Source organism: Nocardioides sp., assembly GCF_044226765.1.
Taxonomy (GTDB): domain Bacteria; phylum Actinomycetota; class Actinomycetes; order Propionibacteriales; family Nocardioidaceae; genus Nocardioides.
In genome coordinates this window covers 130,143-149,971 of record NZ_JBGAGJ010000002.1, presented here as the reverse complement: position 1 = coordinate 149,971, position 19,829 = coordinate 130,143, and the positions used below count along the sequence as shown (strand labels likewise).

The window sequence follows — 19,829 nt, the reverse complement described above, 5'->3', positions numbered from 1 at the left end:
AGGTGGAGGTGCGGGAGGCGGGTCGGTCCCTAGCGTCACCGGCATGACGATCCTCCTCTCGGACCCGCGGGTGCGGGCCGTGCCCGTGGTCGAGTGCGGGGCGCCGCTGGTGCGGCTCCCCGACGACCTCTCCCCCGCCGGTGCGACGGTCCGAGCCGACCTCGCCGACCGCCTGGTCGCGGCCGACCGCCTGCTCCCGCGCGGGGTGCGGCTGCGGGTCGTCGAGGGGCACCGGCCGCTCGCGCAGCAGCAGGCGATCATCGCGTCGTACGCCGCCGAGCTGCGCGCCCTGCACCCCGGCATCGACGACACCGACCTGGAGCGGCTGACCAGCCGGTTCGTCGCACCCCTCGACGTCGCACCGCACGTGGGCGGCGCGGCGGTCGACCTGACCCTCGTCGACGTCTGCGGCGACGAGCTCGACCTCGGCACGGCGATCGACGCCACCCCGGAGCAGAGCGACGGTCGCTGCTGGTTCGCGGCAGCCGGGATCGGCGCCGACGCGCGGGCGCACCGGCGCGTGCTGGCCGGCGTCCTCCGCTCCCAGGGGCTGGTGAACTACCCGACCGAGTGGTGGCACTGGAGCCACGGCGACCGCTACTGGGCGCTGGTCACCGGCGCCCGCCACGCGATCTACGGCCCGGTCCGCCAGGAGGTGGCGGCGTGAGCGGGCTGGCCGTCGCCGCCCGCGACCACGGCGCCGCCCACCCGCTGCTCGAGGTGGACCTGCGCTCCGTCGCCGACAACACCCGGCTGCTCGCCGGCCGGGCCGGCGGCGAGCTGATGGCGGTGGTCAAGGCCGACGGCTTCGGGCACGGTGCGCTGGACGTCGCCCGCACCGCGCTGGCGCACGGCGCCACCCGGCTCGGCGTGACCTCGCTGGAGGAGGCGTGGCCGCTGCGCGACGCCGGTCTCGGCGCACCGCTGCTCAGCTGGCTGAACCCCGTCGACGCCGACTTCGCGACGGCCGTCGCCCGCGGTGTCGACCTCGCGGTGCCCAGCGCCCAGCACCTGGCGGCGATCGCGGCCGTGCCGGGCCGAGCGCGAGTGCACCTGCACGTCGACGCCGGAATGGCGCGCGACGGGGCCGAGCCCTCGGCGTGGGCGGCCCTGTGCCGGGCGGCCCGCCGTGCCGAGCTGCGCGGCGAGGTCGAGGTCGTGGGCGTGATGGGTCACCTCGGCTGCGCCGACGACCCCGGCGACGGCTGCAACGCGCTGGCGCGCACCCGCTTCGCCTGGGCGCTGGAGACCGCCCGCGCGGCCGGTCTACGACCCCGCGACCGGCACCTCGCGGCCACGGCCGCCACGCTGACCGACCCCCGGACCCACCACACCCTGAGCCGCGTCGGAGCCGGCCTCGTCGGCATCGACCCCTCCCGCACCACCGCGCTGCGGCCGGCGATGACGCTGACCGCTCCCCTGGTCGGGGTGCGGCGGGTGCGCGGCGGCACGCCGGTCGGCTACGGCCACGAGCACCGCACCCGCTCGGCGACCCGGCTCGGCCTGGTGCCGCTCGGGTACGCCGACGGGCTGCCGCGGCTCGCCAGCGACCGGGCCGAGGTGCTGGTGCGTGGCGTGCGGCGGCCGGTCGTGGGCACCATCTCGATGGACCAGCTCGTCGTCGACCTCGGCGAGAGCGCGGTCGAGGCCGGCGAGACCGTGACCCTCTTCGGCCCCGGCGACCGGGGCGAGCCGACCGTCGCGCACTGGGCCCGGTGGGCCGGCACCATCGAGCACGAGGTCGTCACCGGCCTCGGCGCCCGGCTCGCCCGGCGCACGACGGCGGTCCCCCACCTGCGGAGCCTGTCGTGACCGCGCGCACCCGGGTCGCCGTCGTGGGCGGCGGCCGCAGCTGCGAGCACGACGTCTCGCTCGCCTCGGCCGCGTCGGTGGCGTCGGGCCTCGACCCGACCACCTACGACGTGGTGCCGCTCACCATCGGTCGCGACGGCACCTGGCACGACCGTGGGATGCGCCCGATCGGGCTCAGCGGTGCGGCCCAGGTGCTGCGCGGCTGCGACGTGGTCTTCCCGGTCGTGCACGGACCGCACGGCGAGGACGGCACCGTGGCGGCGCTGTGCGAGCTCGCGGGCCTGCCCTACGTCGGCTCCGGCGTCACCGCCGGGGCCGTCGCGATGGACAAGTGGGTCACCAAGCTCGTCGCCGGCGCCATCGGGCTCGCCACCGCGCCCGGGCACCTCGTCGACACGGCCACGGCTGCCCACGAGCACTGGACGCACCCCGTCGTCGTCAAGCCGGTCGCCGCCGGCTCCAGCCACGGCGTCACGCTGGTCGAGCGCCCGGACGACCTCCGCCCCGCTCTCGACGCCGCGCTGGCGCTGGACCGCCGGGCGCTGGTCGAGGACGTGGTCACCGGGCGCGAGATCGACGTCGCGGTGCTGCGGCGCGCCGACGGCCGCGTGGTGGCGTCGCCGCCGCTCGAGGTCGTGGTCGACGGGGTCTTCGACCTCCACACCAAGTACGGCGGGCACGCGGACCTCCGGGTCCCCGCCCGGCTCGACGAGGTCGACGCCAAGGCGCTCGAGGACGCCGCGCTGGCGGCGTACGGCGCCCTCGGCTGTTCGGGCGTCGCGCGGGTCGACTTCTTCCTCACCGACGCCGGGCCGGTGCTCAACGAGGTCAACACGATCCCCGGCCTGACCGAGCACTCGCAGGTCCCTCGGATGTTCGCCGCCGCGGGCCTGGCCTACCCTGACCTGCTCGACGAGCTCGTGCGCGGCGCGCACCGCTGAGTGTGGTTCGCTTGCCGCTGGACCCTCCACCGATTCCCCACCGACCGCCCACCGACCACGACAGGAGCCCCGGATGACCGGCTGGCGCGCCTGGGTGCCGGACGTCGGCGTCGGCCTGCTCGTGCTCCTGGTCGGCCTGCTCGAGGTGGCGAACCTGCCCCACTACTACGGCGACGACCCGCGGCCGGCGGCCGTGGTCGTGACGGTCGCCGTCGCCGTCGCCGCCGCGCTGTGCCGGCACCTGCCCGCCGGCGCCTTCGGCCTGGTGTGGGTGCTCGGCGTCGCGCAGGTGATGACCGGCACCCAGCTGCTCCTGGTCGAGGTCGCCGTCGGGGCCGTCGCGTTCGGGGTCGCGCGGTGGGGGTCGACCGCGACGGTCTGGGCCAGCGCCCTGTCGATCCCCGTGGCCGCGCTCGTCGGGGTGCTCTACATCGACACCGACATCTACTACGCCGCCCTCGACCAGGTCGGCTTCCGGACGCTGGTGATCGAGTCGTCGCGGCTCAGCGACAGCTGGCAGGTGACGGCGGCTCTGCTCGGGGTGACGGTGCTCGGCGTGCCCTGGCTCGCCGGCCTCGCGCTGCGCTTCTCCGACCGGGCCCGGCGGTCACAGGAGTCGCAGGTGACCGCCGAGGCCGCGCGCGACCAGGCGGAGGAGATCGCCCGGCTGCGCGAGCAGCAGGCCCAGCTCGCCCGGGACGTCCACGACGTCGTCGGGCACTCCCTGGCGGTGATCCTCGCGCAGGCGGAGTCGGCCCAGTATCTCGACGACGTGGACACCCAGGGCCTCAAGCGCACGATGTCCAACATCGCGACCTCGGCCCGGTCCTCGCTCGACGACGTCCGCCAGGTGCTCAGCTCGACGGGCGACGCGTCGGCCCGGACCCACGAGGTCGACCTCGAGAGCCTGGTCGAAGGAGCCCGCGCCAGCGGCCAGGAGATCCGCTCGACCGAGGTCGGGTCGCCGCAGCCGATGCCACCGGAGCTGGAGGTCGTCGCGTTCCGGGTGCTCCAGGAGATGCTGACCAACGCGATCAAGCACGGCCGGCGCGACCTGCCGGTGCTGGTCGAGCGGCACTGGGAGGGCGACCTGCGGATCGAGGTGCAGAACGCGATCGACCCGGGAGCGGACGCGACGTCGGACGAGACCCGGCCGATCGCGCTGATGACCGAGCCGCCCGAGCCCGGCGGTCAGGGGCTGGACGGCATGCGTCGCCGCCTCGAGGCGGTGGGCGGTCGCCTCGACGTGCGCCGCCGCGCCGAGCCGCCGACGTTCACCGCGACCGCGTGGGTGCCGGTGCGACCGCGATGACGGGTCCCGAGCCGATCCGGGTCCTGCTCGTCGACGACCAGGACCTCTTCCGCGAGGGCGTGCGGGTCATCGTCGACGCCCAGGAGGGCATGGTCGTCGTCGGGGACGCCGCCGACGGGGCCGAGGCGGTCCGGCTGGTCGACGACCTCGCTCCCGACGTCGTGCTGATGGACGTCCGGATGCCCGAGATGGACGGGGTCGAGGCGACCCGGCAGATCTTCTCGCCCGACCGCGCCGCCCGGCGGGAGAAGCCGGTGCGCGTCATCGTGCTGACCACCTTCAACCTCGACGACCGGGCCGCCACCGCGATCCGCTACGGCGCCAGCGGGTTCCTGCTCAAGGGCACCACCCCGGTGATGCTGCGCGACGCCATCCGGACCGTGCACGCGGGCAACGCGGTGCTCGCCCCCGCCGACCTCGCGACGCTGCTGGAGGGCCAGTTCCGGGCGCGTACGCCCGCGCCGCCGGCGTACCAGACGCTGACCGAGAAGGAGCGCGAGGTGTTCGACGCCGTGGCCCGGGGCCTGTCGAACACCGAGATCGCCGGCCGGGTCTTCGCCAGCGAGTCGACCGTCAAGACCCATGTCGGGGCGATCCTGCGCAAGCTCGGCCTGCGTGACCGCGTGCAGATCGTGGTGTTCGCCCACGAGCACGGGCTGGTGGCGCCCTAGCTGGGAGCCGGGTCAGCCGACCAGCTTCTCCAGCAGGTGCTCGAGCTGGCGGGCCGGGTCGCGGGTGACGCCGCCGTGCACCGGGCCGGGCTGGATCACGGTGCTGCGCGGCGCCTTGAGGAACCCGAACCGCTGCCCGAGCGGCTCCTGGCCGGCCGCGCCGCCGCGCTCGTCGCCGGCACACACGCCCTCGACGAACCCCAGCGCCTCGCAGACCTGGTCCAGGTCCAGCCGGGGGTCGAAGGCGGCCAGCCGGTCCCGGTCGACGCGCCACGCGACGTCCAGGAAGTCCGATGCCTGGCAGTAGAGCACCACCCCGACGTTCACGAACTCCTCGCGGTCCACGCGGGGCACGCAGCGCAGCACGACGTACTGGTAGGCCAGCGGAGTCACCGGGCCGTTCACCGGGCGACCCCCGCCGGGTCGAGCGGCAGCCACTGCCGGCTGCCGAGCCGCGCGTCGAGGAAGTCGACGTACGCCGCCCGCAGCGCGTCCGGGGTCTCCGCACCGGGCACCGGCTCGAGCCAGGCGTCCGGCACCTGCGCCAGCACGTCGGCGAACACCTCGTGGTCCAGCACCGCGCGGAGCTCCTCGTCGACGGGGCCGAGGGCGTCGACGGACGCCGCGAAGACGTGGTCGTCGGCCGACCAGGGCTGGGCCGCGAACCGGCCGGGTCCGCCCTCCCGTGACAGCGCCCCGCCCGGCCAGGCGTGGTGGAAGTAGAGGCACGCGCCGTGGTCGATGACCCACAGGTCGCCGTGCCAGAACAGCAGGTTGGGGTTGCGCCAGGAACGGTCCACGTTCGCGGTGAAGGCGTCCAGCCACAGCACCCGCTCGGCCACCCCCTCGCCCGCTGTGAGCTCCCCGTCGAACCCGAACGCGCCCGGGAGGAAGTCCACGCCCAGGTTGAGGCCGGTGCTGGCGTTGAGCAGGTCCTGGACCTCCTCGTCCGCCTCGTAGCGGGCGATCTCGGGGTCGAGCTCGAGGGCGACCAGCTGCGGCGTGCGCAGGCCGATCCGCCGCGCCAGCTCGCCGACCACCACCTCGGCCACGAGCACCCGCACCCCCTGCCCGGCCCCGCGGAACTTGCACACGTACGTGCCCAGGTCGTCGCCCTCGACGATGCCGGGAAGGCTGCCGCCCTCGCGCAGCGGCGTGACGTAGCGGGTGACCGCCACCGACGCGATCACGACCCGTCGTCCTCCGCGAGCAGCGCGGCCCGCTCGGCGTCGACGTCGAAGTCCGCCGGCGGCCAGTGCAGGTCCATGCCGCGCAGCGCGGCCAGGAGCAGCTGCCCGATCGCCAGGTTGCGGAACCACTTGTGGTCGCTGGGGACGACGTACCACGGGGCGTGGTCGGTGTGGGTGCGCTCCAGCGCGATCGCGTACGCCTCGCGGTAGGCGTCCCACTTCGCGCGGGCGCTGAGGTCGCCCGGGTTGTACTTCCAGTGCTTGTCGGGGCGGTCCAGCCGCCGCAGCAGCCGGTCCTTCTGGGTGTCCTTGGAGATGTGGAGCATGCACTTGAGGACCACGCAGCCGTCGTCGACGAGCTCCTGCTCGAACTCGTTGATGGCGTCGTAGCGGCGCTCGAGCTCCGCGGCGTCAGCAAGACCGTTGACCCGCCCGATGAGCACGTCCTCGTAGTGCGAGCGGTCGAACACCCCGACGTACCCGGGCTGCGGCACGCCCTTGCGGATCCGCCACAGGAAGTCGTGGGCCAGCTCCTCCTCGGTGGGTGCCTTGAACGAGGTGATCCGGACGCCCTGCGGGTCGACCAGGCCGACGGTGTGCTTGAGGACCCCGCCCTTGCCCGAGGTGTCCATGCCCTGGAGCACCAGCAGCACCCGGCGGTGCGAGCCGGTCGTCCGGCCCTCGGCGAACAGCCGCTCCTGCAGGTCGGCCAGGTCGTCGCCCATCGCGAACAGTGCGGCCTTCGCCTTCTTCTTGCCGCCGTCGAAGCCGGGCGTGGCCCCGCTGGGGATCTGGTCGAGGTCGACGGGTCCGGACGGGAGGCGCAGCGGGTGGGCGGTCACCGCGACATCATGGCAGGACCTCAGCCCAGGACCTCAGCCCAGGACGCGGCGCACGTCGAGGGTGCAGCCGACCACGGTGTCGACCGATCCGTCCTCCTGCGGCTCGTCGAACCAGAGCCCCGGGGTGAACCCGGCCTTCGCGAGCACCCGCAGCGACGCGGCGTTGCGGTGGTCGGGTGCCGCGAAGAAGGCGGTCGCGTCGGGGAACCGGCGCCGGGCCCGGGCCATCCACGCCCACAGCACCCGCACGCCGAGCCCGCGTCCGCTCCACTCCTCGCTCAGCGCGTAGTCGACCCCGATCGCCGCCGGGTCCGGCCCGAGCACGGCGTACTCGGGGTAGTCACCGATCCGGTAGTCCTGGAGGAACCCGACGGAGCGTCCGTTGACCTCGGCCACCCACATCCGGGTCGGCGTCATCCCGTCGATGCTGGGGCCGTACTGGGCGGCCACGCGCTCGGTGGTGGGCTCGCCGTCCGCGGCCCACCAGCGGTGCAGGTGGTCGCTCTGCCGCCACCGGGTCACGTCGGGAAGGTCGCCGCGGCCCATCGCGCGGACCCCGACGACGAGGTCGTGGTCGACGACGAACTCCTTGACCTCGCCCGACAGGTCGACCGGCACCGGGTCGACGTGGAGGCTCGCGACGGTACGCCGGGCCGCGGCGGCCCAGGACTCGCCCTCGTGCACGACGCCGGCCAGCTCGCGCCCGCGGTCGTGGACGACCAGCCGCAGCTGGTTCATGGCTGGGTCATCGCCGCATCAGGCGCCCCGGCTCACCAGCGGCGGCTCGGCGGACCACGGGAAGTCGATCCACCGGTCGGTGCGCCGCCACACGTAGTCGGGGAGCACGACGGTGCCCGGCTTCTCGTAGATCACCGCGGTGCGGGCCTCGGCGACGTGGCCGGCGCAGAAGTCCCGCACGATCTCCAGGGTCTTGCCGGTGTCCGCGACGTCGTCGGCGATCAGCACCTTCAGCCCGGCCAGCTCCACCGCCGCCGGGGTTGGGGGCAGCATGATCGGCATCTCCAGGCGCTCGTCGACGCCGGTGTAGAACTCGACGTTGACCGCCGAGAGGTTCTTGACGTCCAGGGCGTAGCCCAGCCCCATGCCGAGACCGAGCCCGCCGCGGGCCACCGACAGCACCAGGTCGGGGCGGTAGCCGCTGTCGACCACCTGCTGGGCCAGGTCGCGCACCGCGGTGCCGAACATCTCGTAGGTCAGGATCTCCCGGTCAGTCGTCACCGGGGCATTCTCGCCCAGCCGAGGCCAGCTCGTCCCTGACAACCGCGAACGCGAGCCCCGAGCCGTATCCCTTGCGGGCGAGCATGCCGACCAACCGGCGGGTGGCGGTGGTGTCGTCGACCCGGGCCAGGCTGCGCAGCTTCTTGCGGACCAGGGCGCGGGCGGCCGCCTCCTCGTCGGCGGGGTCGATCTCGTCGAGCGCCGTACGGGCGACCTCGTCGGGCACGCCCTTGCGGCGCAGCTCCTGGGCGATCGCCCGCCGGGCCAGCCCGCGGCCGCCCTGACGCCCGGAGATCCAGGCCCGGGCGAACGCCTCGTCGTCGACCAGCCCCACCTCCTCGAACCGGTCGAGCAGTCGGGTCGCCACGTCGGCCGGCACATGCTTGGCGGCCAGCTTGTCGCTGAGCTCCTGCCGGCTGCGCGCCCGCCCGGTGAGCTGGTCGAGCAGGATCGTGCGGGCCACCGACTCGGGGTCGGCGTCCGGGCCCTGGGCGACCGGGTCGTCGGGGGGCGGCGGCGTGGACGCGCGCCTGGTCCACGCGTCCACGCCGTCCGAGACGTCGCCGAGCCAGTCCGGCGCGGGCCGATCCTCGTCGAGAGTCACGGGCTCAGAACGAGTCGACGCCGATCGGCTCGTCGGGCAGCGCGACCTCGTTGTCGACGGTCGGGCCGACGCCGAGCTTCTCGAGGATCTTCTTCTCCAGCTCGTTGGCGAGGTCGGGGTTGTCGCGCAGGAACGCCCGGGCGTTCTCCTTGCCCTGGCCGAGCTGGTCGCCCTCGTAGGTGTACCAAGCGCCGGCCTTGCGGACCAGGCCGGCCTCGACGCCGACGTCGATCAGGCCGCCCTCGCGGCTGATGCCCTTGCCGTACATGATGTCGAACTCGGCCTGCTTGAACGGCGGGGCGACCTTGTTCTTCACGACCTTGACCCGGGTCCGGTTGCCGACCATGTCGGTGCCGTCCTTGAGCGTCTCGATGCGGCGCACGTCGAGGCGGACCGAGGAGTAGAACTTCAGCGCCCGGCCACCCGTCGTGGTCTCGGGCGAGCCGAACATCACGCCGATCTTCTCGCGCAGCTGGTTGATGAAGATCGCGGTGGTCCCGGAGTTGTTGAGCGCACCGGTCATCTTGCGCAGCGCCTGGCTCATCAGCCGCGCCTGCAGGCCGACGTGGCTGTCGCCCATCTCCCCCTCGATCTCGGCGCGGGGCACGAGCGCGGCCACCGAGTCGATGACGATCAGGTCCAGCGCGCCGGAGCGCACCAGCATGTCGGCGATCTCCAGCGCCTGCTCGCCGGAGTCCGGCTGGGACACCAGGAGCGCGTCGGTGTCGACGCCGAGGTTCTTGGCGTACTCCGGGTCGAGCGCGTGCTCGGCGTCGATGAACGCCACGATGCCGCCGGCCCGCTGGGCGCTGGCCACCGCGTGCAGGGCGACCGTGGTCTTGCCGGAGGACTCCGGCCCGTAGATCTCCACGACGCGACCGCGCGGCAGGCCACCGAGGCCCAGCGCGACGTCCAGGGCGATCGACCCGGTCGGGATCACCTCGAGGGGGGCGCGGGTCTCGTCGCCCAGGCGCATCACGGAGCCCTTGCCGAACTGCCGCTCGATGTTCGCGAGCGCGGCGTCCAACGCCTTGTCGCGGTCTCCTCCACCAGCCATGGTCTGCTTCCTTGTCTGTCGTCGTGGTCCAGGCACATCGGCGACGTTAGGACGAGCCACCGACAGCGCCTGATCAGCACCGTCGACCGCTGTGGACGACCTCGTCCCACGTCGTGCCTGTGGACACAAAGTAGCCCACGATCGAACAGATGTTCGGGAGCGGCGCGCGGGCGTGTCGACCCCGGTCGCGCCGAGCCGGTCAGGCCGGCAGCAGCACCCGGAACCGGCAGCCGGCCGGCACCCGGTCACCGTCCAGGCCACCGTCCAGGCCACCGTCGAGGTCGACGTTCTCCACCTCGACCACCCCGTGGTGCGCCTCCACGATGCCCTTGACGATCGCCAGGCCGAGGCCGGCGCCACCGGGTGCGTGACCGTCGGCGCCGCCGGCCACCGGGGTGCGCGCCGCTCCCCCGCGCCAGGCGACGTCGAAGACCCGGTCCATCTCCTCGACGCTCAGCCCGCCGCACTGGTCGCGCACGCTCAGCTCGACGCCCTCGGGGACCTGGCGGCCGCGGATCTCGACGGTCCCGTCGGCCGGGGTGTGCCGGATCGCGTTCATGATCAGGTTCGTCATCACCCGCGACAGGCCCGCAGGGTCGGCGGTCACCTCGACGCCGTCGTCGACGCTGCCGCCGAGCCGCACGCTGCGTGCCCGCGCCACCGGGTCGGCACCGGCGATCGCCTCGCTCACGAGGTCGCCCAGCGCCAGCGGCTGCGGGCTGATCTGCAGCACCCCGGCGTGGATCCGGGAGAGCTCGAAGAGGTCGTCGACCATCCGCACCATCCGGTCGACCTCCGCGCGGATCTGGCGGTGGTAGCGGTCGGGGTCGGTGGCGATGCCGTCCTCCAGCGCCTCGGTCATCGCCCGCATCCCGGCCAGCGGGGTGCGCAGGTCGTGCGAGACCCAGGAGACCAGCTCGCGGCGCGACTCCTCGAGCCGGGCCTCGCGCAGCCGCGACTCCTCCAGCCGCGCGCTGGTGCGCGCCAGCTCCTCCGAGAGCGCCTGCAGCTCGCTGGGGCCGCGGGGGTCGGCGACGTACGACCCGTGCGAGTCCAGGGTCCGCGCGCTGCGGCGCAGCGCCTCGGACCAGCGCGAGATCGCCGCGCCCAGCGCGAGCGCGACCACCAGCGCCACCACCGCCGACACGCCCGCCACCAGGCTGACGACGGCCCAGTCGTGGGCGGAGATGAACATCAGCCGCGAGACCGCGACCACGCCGGCGAGGACCGACCCGATCGACACCAGGACGATCAGGCCGAGCTGCCAGCGGATCGACCGGTGCCGCAGCAGCCACGCCGCCCCGAGCCCGACCAGGCCCACGCAGGCCGCGCACCCCGCGGCCACGAGCACGATCTGCTGCTGGTCACGCGTCATCCGCGGCCTCCCACCGGTAGCCGACGCCCCAGACCGTCACCAGCCGTGCCGGCCGCCGCGGGTCGGGCTCCACCTTCTCCCGCAGCCGCCGCACGTGCACCGTGACGGTCGAGTGGTCCCCGATCGACCAGCCCCAGACCTGGCGCAGCAGCTCGTCGCGGGAGTACGCCGTGCCGGGGTGGGCGAGCAGGAACCGCAGGAGGTCGAACTCGCGGCCGGTCAGCGCCAGCGGCGCGCCGGACCGGTACGCCGTGTGGGCGGCCTCGTCGACGACCAGGTCGCCGTCGACCAGCCGACGCGGGGCGGCCGGCACGTGGGTGCGGCGCAGCACCGAGTCGACGCGCAGCGCCAGCTCCCGCGGGCTGAAGGGCTTGGTGACGTAGTCGTCCGCACCGACCTCGAGCCCCACCACCCGGTCGGTCTCCTCCCCGAGCGCGGTGAGCATCACGACCGGCACGTCGCCGCTGGCCCGCAGCCGGCGGCACACCTCGATGCCGTCGATGCCGGGCAGCATCAGGTCGAGCACCACGAGGTCGGCCGGCCGCTCGTGCATGGCGCGCAGCGCCGCCTCGCCGTCGGCCGCCTCCACCACGTCGTGGTCGTGGGCGCGCAGGTAGGACACCACCACCTCCCGGACGGTGCGGTCGTCGTCGACCACGAGCACGCGCGCCATCGTCACCTCCGCCGAGAGCGTACGAGGGCGGCCCCCACGACGGCGACCGCCGTGAGCGCGGCGAGGACCAGCCAGCCGGCCGTGTAGTCGCGGTCGAGGAGGGTCGGGTTGTCCGCCCGTGCCCCGAAGCGCCCGAGCACCGGTACGGCGAGCAGCGTGGCCGTGCCGAGGACGACGAGCCCGACGACCAGCGGTGCCCGCGCCGGCTCGGGCGCGAGCCGGACCGCGAGCGCGCCCAGGACGATGGTGACGCCCGCGAGCACGGCGTCGTGGAGCAGCACCCCGGCGGCGAGCCACACCGCGACCCCGAGCAGGTCGTCCTCGCGGCTGACGAGCAGCCAGCCGCCGTACAGGACCAGGAGGACACCGGCCGCTCCGAGAACCCACCTCACGTCCGCACCTCGATCCGGGCGACCCACTTGGTCTGCAGCACCCCGGGACGGTCGGGGGCGATCACCCGGGCCGGGAAGCCGTGGTCGAGCGACAGTGGCTCGCCGCCGAGCGCCAGGGCGAGCAGGGTGCGGTCGTCGTCGGCGAAGCTCGCGTGGAGCACCGTCGTCGTGAACGGGCCGGACTCCTGCAGCGACGTCACCAGCACGTCGCTGCCCCGGGGCGCGCCGACCTGGTCGAGCAGGTGGCGCACCGGGACCCCGGTCCAGGTGCCGTTCGCGCTCCAGCCCTCGACGCACGCGATCGGCAGGTCGTGGGTGGACTGCGGCATCGCGAGGAGGTCGGACCGGCTGAGCTCGATGCTCCGGTCGCCGTTGGCGACCACCAGCCGGTAGGCGCCGCTGGTCGCGCTCGCGGTGACCCGGGCGGCCGACGCGGACTTGTTGACCGGGACGTCCTGGGGGCCGTCGCCGGACCGGACGGCCAGCACCGAGACCCGCCGCAGCAGGGGCACGGTGCTGCCGGCCGTGGCGAGCACGGCGACGCCGGCGGCCAGCCACGTGGTGCGCAGGAGTCCGCGCCGGGTCAGCACCCCCGGCCGGGTCGCGGCGGGCCGGTCGAGCGCCGGGTCGTCGACGTCGGCGCCCAGTGCCGCGCGGATCACCGGGAGCTTCACGGCGACGTGCAGGAGGACCGACCCGATCGCCACCCAGGCGACGGCGTAGTGGGTGGTGCGGAACGAGAACGACCAGGGGTACCACTGCGCCGAGTTCGCCAGGCCGGATGCGAGCTGGAAGACCGCCGCGGCAACGAGGATGAGGACGGACCCCCGCTCGAGCAGGTCGAGCACCAGCGGGCGCCAGCCGCGCTCAGGCCGGCGGAACAGCCGGGGGTAGACGGTCCAGAGCTTCACCAGCAGCAGCGGCACCGCCGCCGTCCCGGTCACGACGTGCAGGCCCTGGGTGACCCGGTAGCCCCACACCGGGCTCGCCGGGAACGGGACCGGGTGGTCGGGCGCCTGGGCGTAGTGGCTGACCAGCCCGGTGACGAAGCAGACGGCGAAGCACACGCCGAGCCACAGCCCGACGCGCGCGGTCACCGCCGCGCTGCGCAGCCGGGAGGGGAAGTCGTCCTCGGTGGGGAGCCTCATGCCGCCTCCAGCACCGCGCCCCAGCGACTGCCGAGACGGCGTACGTCGTCGACGCGGAACCCGGCGTCGCTCGCGAGCCGGTCGATGTCGTCGACGCCGACCACGGACCAGCGGAACGGCGCCGACGTCTCGACCTCGGTGCGCACGGTCGCCCAGCCGCAGTCGAGCGGGGTGCCCGGCGGGGCCACCTCGGCCACGACCCGGCCGTCGGGCGCGAGCACCTCGGCCAGCCGGCGCAGCAGCGCCACGGGGTCACCGCCGATGCCCACGTTGCCGTCGGCCAGCAGCGCCGTCCCCCACCGGCCCTCGGCGGGCAGCGTGTCGAAGACGTCCCGGCACAGCGCGGACGCACCACGGCGTACGGCGGTGCCGACCGCGTGCGCGAGCACGTCGATGCCGAGGACGACCTGGCCGCGTCGGGCAAGGGCGGCCGCGAGCCGGCCGGGCCCGCAGCCGACGTCGAGGGTGGGGCCGAGGCACAGGTCGAGCAGCGCGAGGTCGTGCTCGTCCTCCGGCCGGTCCCAATGGTCGAGGTCGAGCACTACCGGGCTCACGGCCGCACCTGCCGCCAGGCGCGGGCGAACTCACCGGCCGGCGCCTGCGCGGCCACCACGTCGGCGTCGTCGGCGTCATCGACGTCACGCAGGACCGTCGTCGACCCCACGTCGAGGCCGGCCCGCGCGAGGGCGGCACGGGTGTCGGCGTACGTGCTCTCGGTGGACATCGCGACGTCATGCAGGGCGGTCGCCCCCGCGGGGCGCCGCAGACCGAGCACCCACCAGCCGCCGTCGTCGGCCGGGCCGAGCACCGCGTCGTGCCCGTCGAGGCCGGCGGCCGCCTCGTGGAGCAGCTCGCCGCTGACCTGGGGCGTGTCCATGCCGACCTGGACGACGGGCCCCCCGGGCGGCACGTCGAGGTGGGCGTTGACGAGCCGCTCGGCGAACGTGCCGCCGCGCTGACGGGCGATGCCCCACCCGTCGAGCGCGTGGATGATCTCGTCACCGCGCACGGCGTCGGCGAGGTCGCCGGCCAGGGCGAGCAGGCAGTGCTCGGGAGGGAACGCCTCCCGGCAGGCCGCGATGGTGTCGAGCAGCGCCGCCGCGGCGAGGTCGGCGGCGGTCGCGTCGCCGACGGTCGCACCGAGCCGGGTCTTCACCCGGCCGGCCACCGGGGCCTTGGCCACCACGAGCACCCGGGCCTGATCGGTGGCGCTCACGCCAGCACCCGCCAGAAGTCGCGTGCGGTGCGGACCGTGCCGACGACGGACCCCGACACCTTCGACCGGGTGCCGGCCGCGCGGGGGTGGTAGCCGACGTCGCGCTCGACCACCCGCCACCCGGCGTCGGTCGCGCGCTGCAGGAGCTCGACGGGGTAGCCGAACCGCCGGTCGCGCACGTCGAGCGCCAGGAGGTCCGCGCGCCGGCAGACCCGCACGGCCGCGATGTCGTGGGCGGCCATCCCGATCCGGCGGCGCAGCCACCACACGACCAGTGCGTTGCCGGCGCGGGCGTGCCAGGGCCAGGTGCCGCGGGAGACCGGGCGCCGGCGACCGACCGCGAGGTCGGCGCGCCCGGCGCGGACCTCCTCGACCAGCGGCAACAGCTCCTCGGGGTCGAACGAGCCGTCGCCGTCCATGAAGGCGACCAGGTCGCGCTCCGCGGCCACGAGGCCGGCGTGCACCGCGGCGCCGTACCCGGGCCGCTGCTCGGCGACCACCCGGGCGCCGAGCCGGCGGGCCACCTCCGCGGTGGCGTCGCGCGAGCCGTTGTCGACGACGATCACCGAGAACGCCTCGGGGACCCGCGGCAGCAGCCCGGACAGCGCGGCGGCCTCGTCGCGACACGGCAGCACGAGGTCGCAGACGGGGCCCATGGCCCGACAGTAGGCAGGAGCGACCCCCGACAAACCACGCGAAGCCTTACGGGCTGGTGACGGATGCCGTCGGCGACCGCTCGGGGACCGGTGGGTGCGCACCCGCGCCCTAGGGTCGGGGCATGTCGTCGACGCGAGCCCGCGCGCCCTGGGTCGGGCTCACCGTGGCGCTCGTGCTTGTCGCCCTCGCGTTCGCCGTGCCGCCGCTGACGGGTTGGGAGGTGTGGTCGCGGGCCCCGCGCAGCGTGGTCCCCCACGAGGTGCCACCGCTGCACGGGTGGTGGGACCCCAAGCTGCTCAGACCGGGCACCGTGCCCGCGGTGCTGCTCGGCCTGCTGGGCTGGTGGTACGGGCCCCGGCTGGCCGAACGACTCTCGTGGGGGCGGCTGCTGGCGACGTCGTACGCCGTCGGGCTGGCCTGGCTGCTGTCGCTGGCCCTGGTCGACGGACCGGACGGGCTGTCCCGCGCGATCGGCAGCGACTACGAGTACCTGCCCGCCGCCCGAGATGTCACCGACGTCCACGCGCTGCTGCAGGCGTACGTCGACCGCATCCCCCTCGACAGCGCGCACGCCTGGCCGACCCATCCGGCCGGCCACCCGCCCGGCGCGCTGCTCTTCTTCGTGCTGCTGGTGCGGCTCGGGCTCGGCAACGCGGTCGTCGCCGGCGTCGTGGTGACGGTGGTCGCCGCGAGCATCGCCCTCGCGGTGCTGGTGACGGTGCGGGCGCTGGGCGCGGAGGACGCGGCCCGGCGGGCGGCGCCGTTCCTGGTGCTCACCCCGGCCGCGGTGTTCCTCGCCGTCTCGGCCGATGCCGTCTTCGCGGCGGTCGCCGCGTGGGGGCTGGCCTGCCTCGCGCTCGCTGCGACCAGCCGGGGCGCCCGGCTCGTGGCGTGGTCGGTGCTGGCGGGGCTGCTGCTGGGCTGGACCGTGATGTCGTCCTACGGCCTGCCGCTGCTCGGCCTGGTCGCGCTCGCGGTGCTCGTCCTGGCCCGGTCCTGGTGGCCGCTGCCGATCGCCGCCCTGACCGCGCTCGCCGTGGTGCTGGCCTTCGCCGCGGGCGGGTTCGCGTGGTGGGAGGCGTTCCCGGTGCTGCGCGAGCGCTACTGGGACGGCATCGCCGCCGACCGCCCCGGCGCCTACTGGACCTGGGCGAACCTCGCGGCCCTGGTCGTCTGCGCGGGCCCGCTCCTCGGCGCCGCCGTGGCGATGCTGCGCCGCGGCTCCGACCGGGTCGTGCTGTGGCTGGCCGGGTCGGCCGCGGCCTGCATCGTGCTCGCCGACCTGTCCCAGATGAGCCGCGCGGAGGTCGAGCGGATCTGGCTGCCGTTCGTCTCGTGGCTGCTGCTGACGACCGCGCTGCTGCCGGAGCGCTGGCGGCGCTGGGGCCTGCTGGTGCAGGTGGTCTGGGCGCTGCTGGTCCAGCAGCTGCTCTACACCTCCTGGTAGGCCGGGCGGGATCAGGCCCGCAGCGGCGCGGTGGCGAAGGCGCGCAGACCCTCGGCGGGCCGCACCTGCGCCGCGAACCCGAGCTCGGCCCGCGCCCGCTCGGGCGAGGCGACCACGTGCCGGACGTCGCCGAGCCGGTAGCCGCCGGTGACCTCGGGCTCGAGATCGGTGCCGGTGCCGCCGGCCACGAGCCGGGCCACGTCCAGGATGGTCACCGGCTCGCCGGAGCACACGTTGAAGGCGTCGTACCGCTCCGCCGGACCGGCCGCCACCGACTCCAGGGCGAGCAGGTTGGCGCGCGCCACGTCGTCGACGTGCACGAAGTCGCGCACCTGGCCGCCGTCCTCGAAGACCTGCGGTCGCTCGCCGCGCTCGAGCGAGGAGCGGAACATCGCCGCCACGCCGGAGTAGGGCGTGTCCCGCGGCATCCCGGGGCCGTAGACGTTGTGGTAGCGCAGCGCCACCGCGGCCGCGCCCGCCTGGCGGACCCACGCGGCGGTGTAGTGCTCCTGGGCGACCTTGCTGGCGGCGTACGACGACCGCGGCGCCAGCCGGGCGTCCTCGTCGACCAGCGCCCAGGCGAGCACGGCACCGCACCGTGGGCAGTGCGCCTCGACGTCGCCGGCCTCGAGCGCCTCGCGACGGCGCGGCGGCGGCACCTGGTCCCCATGCACGGGACAGGTGTAGCGGCCCTCGCCGTAGACGACCATCGACGACGCGAGGACCAGCCGGGCCACGCCCGCGCGGTGCATCGCGGCGAGCAGGGCGGCGGTGCCCAGGTCGTTGTGGCCCGCGTACGCCGGCAGGTCGCCGACCGTGACCCCGGCCCCGACCATCGCGGCCTGGTGGCACACGACGTCGATCCCGGCGAGCAGGTCGCCCCACCGCTCGGCGTCGCGCACGTCGAGGCGGTGGACGCCCGGCGGCGCGTCGGTCGCGCCGTGCGCGGCCGGCAGCATCACGTCGACGAGCACGACCTCGTGGCCGGCGTCCTCGAGGGTGCGCACCACGGCGCCGCCGATGAACCCGGCGGCGCCGGTGACCAGGACCCTCATCCGGGGACCTCGTAGGTCAGCTCGATGCCGTCGGCCCACGTCGAGCAGGTGCAGCAGTCGGGGTCCGGGAGCGCCGAGACCGCGGCGGTGAGCAGCCCGGTCAGCCGCTCGAGGTTGGCCCGGAAGAGCGCGAAGATCTCCTCCTGGCCCACGCCCTCGCCGTGCTCGGCGCCGGCGTCCATGTCGGTGACCAGCGCGATCGTGGCGTAGCACATCCGCAGCTCACGGGCGAGTGCCGCCTCGGGCGCCCCGGTCATGTTGATCAGCGTCGCGCCGCCGGCGGCGTGCAGCCGCGACTCGGCGCGGGTGGAGAACCGAGGGCCCTCGATGACGACCATCGCTCCCCCGCGCTGCACGTCGGGCGCCGCGCCGGCCAGCGCCTGCGACACCCCCGGGCAGTAGGGGTCGGCGAACGGCAGGTGCACCGCGCCCTCCTCGACGAAGGACGGCACCCGCCGCCAGGTCCGGTCGACCAGCTGGTCGGGCACCACGAGGTCGCCGGGCGCCACCGCGTCGCTGAGCCCGCCGACGGCGCACGGCGCCAGCACCTGGCGCACCCCCAGCGACCGCAGCGCCCAGAGGTTGGCGCGGTAGGGGATCGCGTGCGGCGGGTGCTCGTGGCGGCGCCCGTGCCGCGGCAGGAACGCCACCCGGCGGCCCGCGACCGACCCCACGGCGACCGGCGCCGACGGGTCGCCGTACGGCGTGGGGACGCTGACCTCCTCGGCGTCGTCGAGGAAGGAGTAGAACCCGGTGCCGCCGATCACGGCGACGTCAGCAGCGGTGCCGGCGGTCGTCATGCGAGAAGACTGCCAGGTGCCCGGCTGGCGTCACTGCTTGCTGGTCGGCAGCTCGAGCACCCGCCAGACCGCGGCCCACACCTGCTTCGGCGGGACGCCGGCGGCCAGCGCCTCGTTGACGGTGCGACCGCCGAGGTCGCCGATCACGAACATGTCGGCCCACGAGCGGGCGTAGGACGCCCCGAGCGCGTCGTCCATCCGGACCCAGAACTCGGTGTGCCTCACGCGGGCCGCCGCGCGGTGACGTCGAGCCAGGGCTCGGCGGAGACGGTGCTGTCGACGTGGCGCAGGTCGATGACCTCCCAGCCGGCGTCGGCGAGCACCTCGGCGAGCGGCTCGGGCCGCCAGAACGTGAACCGGCGGACGCCGGCCACGTGCCCATGGCGGGACCAGGCGGCGCCGTCGCCCTCCTTGAGCCACAGCCGCAGCAGGCCGCCGGGCCGGGTGGCGCCGGCGAGCCGGGCGAGCACCGTGGGCAGGTCGTGGCGGTCGACGTGGAGCAGGCTGGCGCTGGCCCACACGCCGTCGTACGGCGTGCCGGGGCGCGCCGGGTCGTCGAGGTCGTCGGTGAGCGGGTCGAGCAGGTCGGCGTCCTGGCCGTCGGCGCGCATCAGCGCCACGAAGCCCGGCGACACGTCGGTGCGGCGCACGCTGAGCCCGGCGTCCTCGAGCAGCCCCGCGTCGCGGCCGCCCGCCGACCCGACCTCCAGCACCCGCGCGCCGGGTCCGAGGTCGGCGGCGAAGGCGGCGACGGCCGCCAGGTCCTCCTCCGAGACCGCCCGGGTGCCGTCGCGGTAGGCGGCCGCGGAGGCGTCGTACGCCTCGACGGTGGCGCGCGCGGCGGCCGCGCGCACGTCCCAGGCGTGGTGGACCACGTCGTGGAGGTGATAGCGGCCCAGGCTGGCGACGGTGAAGACGCTGCCGTTGCTGCGCAGCCCGCGCCGGTCCCACGCGTCCGGCGGCACCGACTCGTAGCGCTCGGCGATGGCCTCGGCCGCCTCGAGCAGCTCGGCCGAGACGACGCCGGGATCCTGCTCGCCGTAGCGACCCTCGAGCGCGGTCTCGTCCTGGTCCCAGTTGGGGAACCGCGGCTCGTTTTCGGCGAGCATCAGCGCGAGCCGCCCGTCGAAGACCCGGTGCACGTCGCGGATGTGGCAGGCGTACTCCAGCGGCGACCAGGTGTCGGTCGCGGGCCGCTCCCCCGCGTCGGCCAGGGTCAGCACGGCCTCCCAGGTGGTCGCGTTGTCGCGGACCACCTCGGCCAGCCGGTCGACGGTGACGGCCGCCGCGTCGAAGCCGCAGTCGGGGCACGGGCGGTCGAGCACCCAGGTCCAGTCCTTGGTGTCGGGCACGATCTCGCTCACGCAGCCATGTCTACAGGGCCGGTCCGACAGGATG

24 protein-coding genes are annotated in these 19,829 nt (G+C 75.0%); 6 read left to right on the top strand and 18 right to left on the bottom strand.

Translation table 11 applies throughout. From position 1 onward, the window contains the following. Window positions 1-43 precede the first annotated feature (43 nt). The 5 genes from ACILRH_RS05535 to ACILRH_RS05515 all read left to right on the top strand — a co-directional run bounded on the left by ACILRH_RS05535 (window position 44) and on the right by ACILRH_RS05515 (window position 4,736). Window positions 44-667, top strand: coding sequence for a M15 family metallopeptidase (locus ACILRH_RS05535; RefSeq protein ID WP_395691428.1), 624 nt, complete (start codon window positions 44-46; stop codon window positions 665-667). Beyond that, a complete protein-coding gene (gene alr, locus ACILRH_RS05530) occupies window positions 664-1,812 on the top strand; it encodes an alanine racemase (protein ID WP_395691427.1) in 1,149 nt (382 codons plus the stop codon). The genes ACILRH_RS05535 and alr overlap by 4 nt, the downstream gene beginning before the upstream one ends. Continuing rightward, a complete protein-coding gene (locus ACILRH_RS05525) occupies window positions 1,809-2,753 on the top strand; it encodes a D-alanine--D-alanine ligase (RefSeq protein WP_395691426.1) in 945 nt (314 codons plus the stop codon). Before alr ends, ACILRH_RS05525 begins: the two co-directional genes overlap by 4 nt. Before the next feature lie 73 nt (window positions 2,754-2,826). Further along, entirely contained in the window at window positions 2,827-4,065 is a 1,239-nt protein-coding gene (locus ACILRH_RS05520) for a sensor histidine kinase (RefSeq protein WP_395691425.1), read from the top strand. Beyond that, entirely contained in the window at window positions 4,062-4,736 is a 675-nt protein-coding gene (locus tag ACILRH_RS05515; RefSeq protein WP_395691424.1) for a response regulator, read from the top strand. Before ACILRH_RS05520 ends, ACILRH_RS05515 begins: the two co-directional genes overlap by 4 nt. A 12-nt stretch (window positions 4,737-4,748) precedes the next feature. On the opposite strand, the gene ACILRH_RS05510 is transcribed toward ACILRH_RS05515, so the two are convergent. The 14 genes from ACILRH_RS05510 to ACILRH_RS05445 all read right to left on the bottom strand — a co-directional run bounded on the left by ACILRH_RS05510 (window position 4,749) and on the right by ACILRH_RS05445 (window position 15,128). Beyond that, window positions 4,749-5,141, bottom strand: a complete 393-nt coding sequence (locus ACILRH_RS05510; protein WP_395691423.1) for a DUF3037 domain-containing protein — start codon at window positions 5,139-5,141, stop codon at window positions 4,749-4,751. Then, window positions 5,138-5,926 carry a HipA family kinase gene (locus tag ACILRH_RS05505; protein WP_395691421.1) on the bottom strand — a complete coding sequence of 263 codons (789 nt, stop codon included), beginning with the start codon at window positions 5,924-5,926 and terminating at the stop codon, window positions 5,138-5,140. The genes ACILRH_RS05510 and ACILRH_RS05505 overlap by 4 nt, the downstream gene beginning before the upstream one ends. Beyond that, window positions 5,923-6,768 carry a PPK2 family polyphosphate kinase gene (locus ACILRH_RS05500; RefSeq protein ID WP_395691419.1) on the bottom strand — a complete coding sequence of 282 codons (846 nt, stop codon included), beginning with the start codon at window positions 6,766-6,768 and terminating at the stop codon, window positions 5,923-5,925. Before ACILRH_RS05500 ends, ACILRH_RS05505 begins: the two co-directional genes overlap by 4 nt. 33 nt (window positions 6,769-6,801) lie before the next feature. Continuing rightward, complete coding sequence (locus tag ACILRH_RS05495; protein ID WP_395691417.1) at window positions 6,802-7,506, bottom strand: GNAT family N-acetyltransferase; 705 nt, start codon at window positions 7,504-7,506, stop codon at window positions 6,802-6,804. Between the two features lie 18 nt (window positions 7,507-7,524). Beyond that, on the bottom strand, window positions 7,525-7,974 hold the full coding sequence (locus ACILRH_RS05490) for a phosphoribosyltransferase (RefSeq protein WP_395692076.1): 450 nt from the start codon (window positions 7,972-7,974) through the stop codon (window positions 7,525-7,527). Window positions 7,975-7,996: 22 nt separating this feature from the next. Further along, on the bottom strand, window positions 7,997-8,611 hold the full coding sequence (locus ACILRH_RS05485; RefSeq protein ID WP_395691415.1) for a regulatory protein RecX: 615 nt from the start codon (window positions 8,609-8,611) through the stop codon (window positions 7,997-7,999). A 4-nt stretch (window positions 8,612-8,615) separates the two neighbouring features. Next, entirely contained in the window at window positions 8,616-9,668 is a 1,053-nt protein-coding gene (gene recA / locus ACILRH_RS05480) for a recombinase RecA (protein ID WP_395691413.1), read from the bottom strand. 199 nt (window positions 9,669-9,867) lie between these two features. After that, entirely contained in the window at window positions 9,868-11,043 is a 1,176-nt protein-coding gene (locus ACILRH_RS05475) for a sensor histidine kinase (protein WP_395691411.1), read from the bottom strand. Continuing rightward, window positions 11,033-11,716: a response regulator transcription factor gene (locus ACILRH_RS05470; RefSeq protein ID WP_395692075.1), complete on the bottom strand. Its 684-nt coding sequence runs from the start codon at window positions 11,714-11,716 to the stop codon at window positions 11,033-11,035. The genes ACILRH_RS05475 and ACILRH_RS05470 overlap by 11 nt, the downstream gene beginning before the upstream one ends. A 2-nt stretch (window positions 11,717-11,718) precedes the next feature. Then, the gene (locus ACILRH_RS05465; protein ID WP_395691409.1) at window positions 11,719-12,108 is read right to left on the bottom strand and encodes a hypothetical protein; all 390 of its coding nucleotides are present in this window, start codon (window positions 12,106-12,108) and stop codon (window positions 11,719-11,721) included. Next, window positions 12,105-13,256 carry a molybdopterin-dependent oxidoreductase gene (locus ACILRH_RS05460; protein WP_395691407.1) on the bottom strand — a complete coding sequence of 384 codons (1,152 nt, stop codon included), beginning with the start codon at window positions 13,254-13,256 and terminating at the stop codon, window positions 12,105-12,107. Before ACILRH_RS05460 ends, ACILRH_RS05465 begins: the two co-directional genes overlap by 4 nt. Beyond that, the gene (locus ACILRH_RS05455; protein WP_395691406.1) at window positions 13,253-13,810 is read right to left on the bottom strand and encodes a class I SAM-dependent methyltransferase; all 558 of its coding nucleotides are present in this window, start codon (window positions 13,808-13,810) and stop codon (window positions 13,253-13,255) included. The genes ACILRH_RS05460 and ACILRH_RS05455 overlap by 4 nt, the downstream gene beginning before the upstream one ends. After that, window positions 13,807-14,472, bottom strand: a complete 666-nt coding sequence (locus ACILRH_RS05450) for a DUF2064 domain-containing protein (protein WP_395691404.1) — start codon at window positions 14,470-14,472, stop codon at window positions 13,807-13,809. The genes ACILRH_RS05455 and ACILRH_RS05450 overlap by 4 nt, the downstream gene beginning before the upstream one ends. Further along, window positions 14,469-15,128, bottom strand: coding sequence for a glycosyltransferase family 2 protein (locus tag ACILRH_RS05445; RefSeq protein ID WP_395691403.1), 660 nt, complete (start codon window positions 15,126-15,128; stop codon window positions 14,469-14,471). Before ACILRH_RS05445 ends, ACILRH_RS05450 begins: the two co-directional genes overlap by 4 nt. Window positions 15,129-15,250: 122 nt before the next feature. On the opposite strand from ACILRH_RS05445, the gene ACILRH_RS05440 reads away from it, so the two are divergent. Beyond that, entirely contained in the window at window positions 15,251-16,576 is a 1,326-nt protein-coding gene (locus tag ACILRH_RS05440) for a hypothetical protein (protein WP_395691402.1), read from the top strand. Between the two features lie 11 nt (window positions 16,577-16,587). On the opposite strand, the gene ACILRH_RS05435 is transcribed toward ACILRH_RS05440, so the two are convergent. From ACILRH_RS05435 to ACILRH_RS05420, 4 genes are read right to left on the bottom strand one after another with little or no spacing between them, the layout of a single operon-like run. Then, window positions 16,588-17,631: an NAD-dependent epimerase/dehydratase family protein gene (locus tag ACILRH_RS05435; RefSeq protein ID WP_395691401.1), complete on the bottom strand. Its 1,044-nt coding sequence runs from the start codon at window positions 17,629-17,631 to the stop codon at window positions 16,588-16,590. Next, window positions 17,628-18,431: an S-methyl-5'-thioadenosine phosphorylase gene (locus tag ACILRH_RS05430; RefSeq protein WP_395691399.1), complete on the bottom strand. Its 804-nt coding sequence runs from the start codon at window positions 18,429-18,431 to the stop codon at window positions 17,628-17,630. The genes ACILRH_RS05435 and ACILRH_RS05430 overlap by 4 nt, the downstream gene beginning before the upstream one ends. A gap of 30 nt (window positions 18,432-18,461) precedes the next feature. Beyond that, a complete protein-coding gene (locus ACILRH_RS05425; protein WP_395691398.1) occupies window positions 18,462-18,656 on the bottom strand; it encodes a DUF3046 domain-containing protein in 195 nt (64 codons plus the stop codon). Continuing rightward, window positions 18,653-19,795, bottom strand: a complete 1,143-nt coding sequence (locus ACILRH_RS05420) for a methyltransferase domain-containing protein (RefSeq protein WP_395691396.1) — start codon at window positions 19,793-19,795, stop codon at window positions 18,653-18,655. Before ACILRH_RS05420 ends, ACILRH_RS05425 begins: the two co-directional genes overlap by 4 nt. Between the last annotated feature and the right edge of the window lie 34 nt (window positions 19,796-19,829).

Coding starts and splice junctions, on each gene's coding strand:
- ACILRH_RS05535 (WP_395691428.1), top strand. CDS start 44: ATGACGATCCTCCTCTCGGACCCGCGGGTGCGGGCCGTGCCCGTGGTC.
- ACILRH_RS05520 (WP_395691425.1), top strand. CDS start 2,827: ATGACCGGCTGGCGCGCCTGGGTGCCGGACGTCGGCGTCGGCCTGCTC.
- ACILRH_RS05515 (WP_395691424.1), top strand. CDS start 4,062: ATGACGGGTCCCGAGCCGATCCGGGTCCTGCTCGTCGACGACCAGGAC.
- ACILRH_RS05495 (WP_395691417.1), bottom strand. CDS start 7,506: ATGAACCAGCTGCGGCTGGTCGTCCACGACCGCGGGCGCGAGCTGGCC.
- ACILRH_RS05490 (WP_395692076.1), bottom strand. CDS start 7,974: ATGTTCGGCACCGCGGTGCGCGACCTGGCCCAGCAGGTGGTCGACAGC.
- recA (WP_395691413.1), bottom strand. CDS start 9,668: ATGGCTGGTGGAGGAGACCGCGACAAGGCGTTGGACGCCGCGCTCGCG.
- ACILRH_RS05475 (WP_395691411.1), bottom strand. CDS start 11,043: ATGACGCGTGACCAGCAGCAGATCGTGCTCGTGGCCGCGGGGTGCGCG.
- ACILRH_RS05470 (WP_395692075.1), bottom strand. CDS start 11,716: ATGGCGCGCGTGCTCGTGGTCGACGACGACCGCACCGTCCGGGAGGTG.
- ACILRH_RS05460 (WP_395691407.1), bottom strand. CDS start 13,256: ATGAGGCTCCCCACCGAGGACGACTTCCCCTCCCGGCTGCGCAGCGCG.
- ACILRH_RS05445 (WP_395691403.1), bottom strand. CDS start 15,128: ATGGGCCCCGTCTGCGACCTCGTGCTGCCGTGTCGCGACGAGGCCGCC.
- ACILRH_RS05440 (WP_395691402.1), top strand. CDS start 15,251: ATGTCGTCGACGCGAGCCCGCGCGCCCTGGGTCGGGCTCACCGTGGCG.
- ACILRH_RS05435 (WP_395691401.1), bottom strand. CDS start 17,631: ATGAGGGTCCTGGTCACCGGCGCCGCCGGGTTCATCGGCGGCGCCGTG.
- ACILRH_RS05430 (WP_395691399.1), bottom strand. CDS start 18,431: ATGACGACCGCCGGCACCGCTGCTGACGTCGCCGTGATCGGCGGCACC.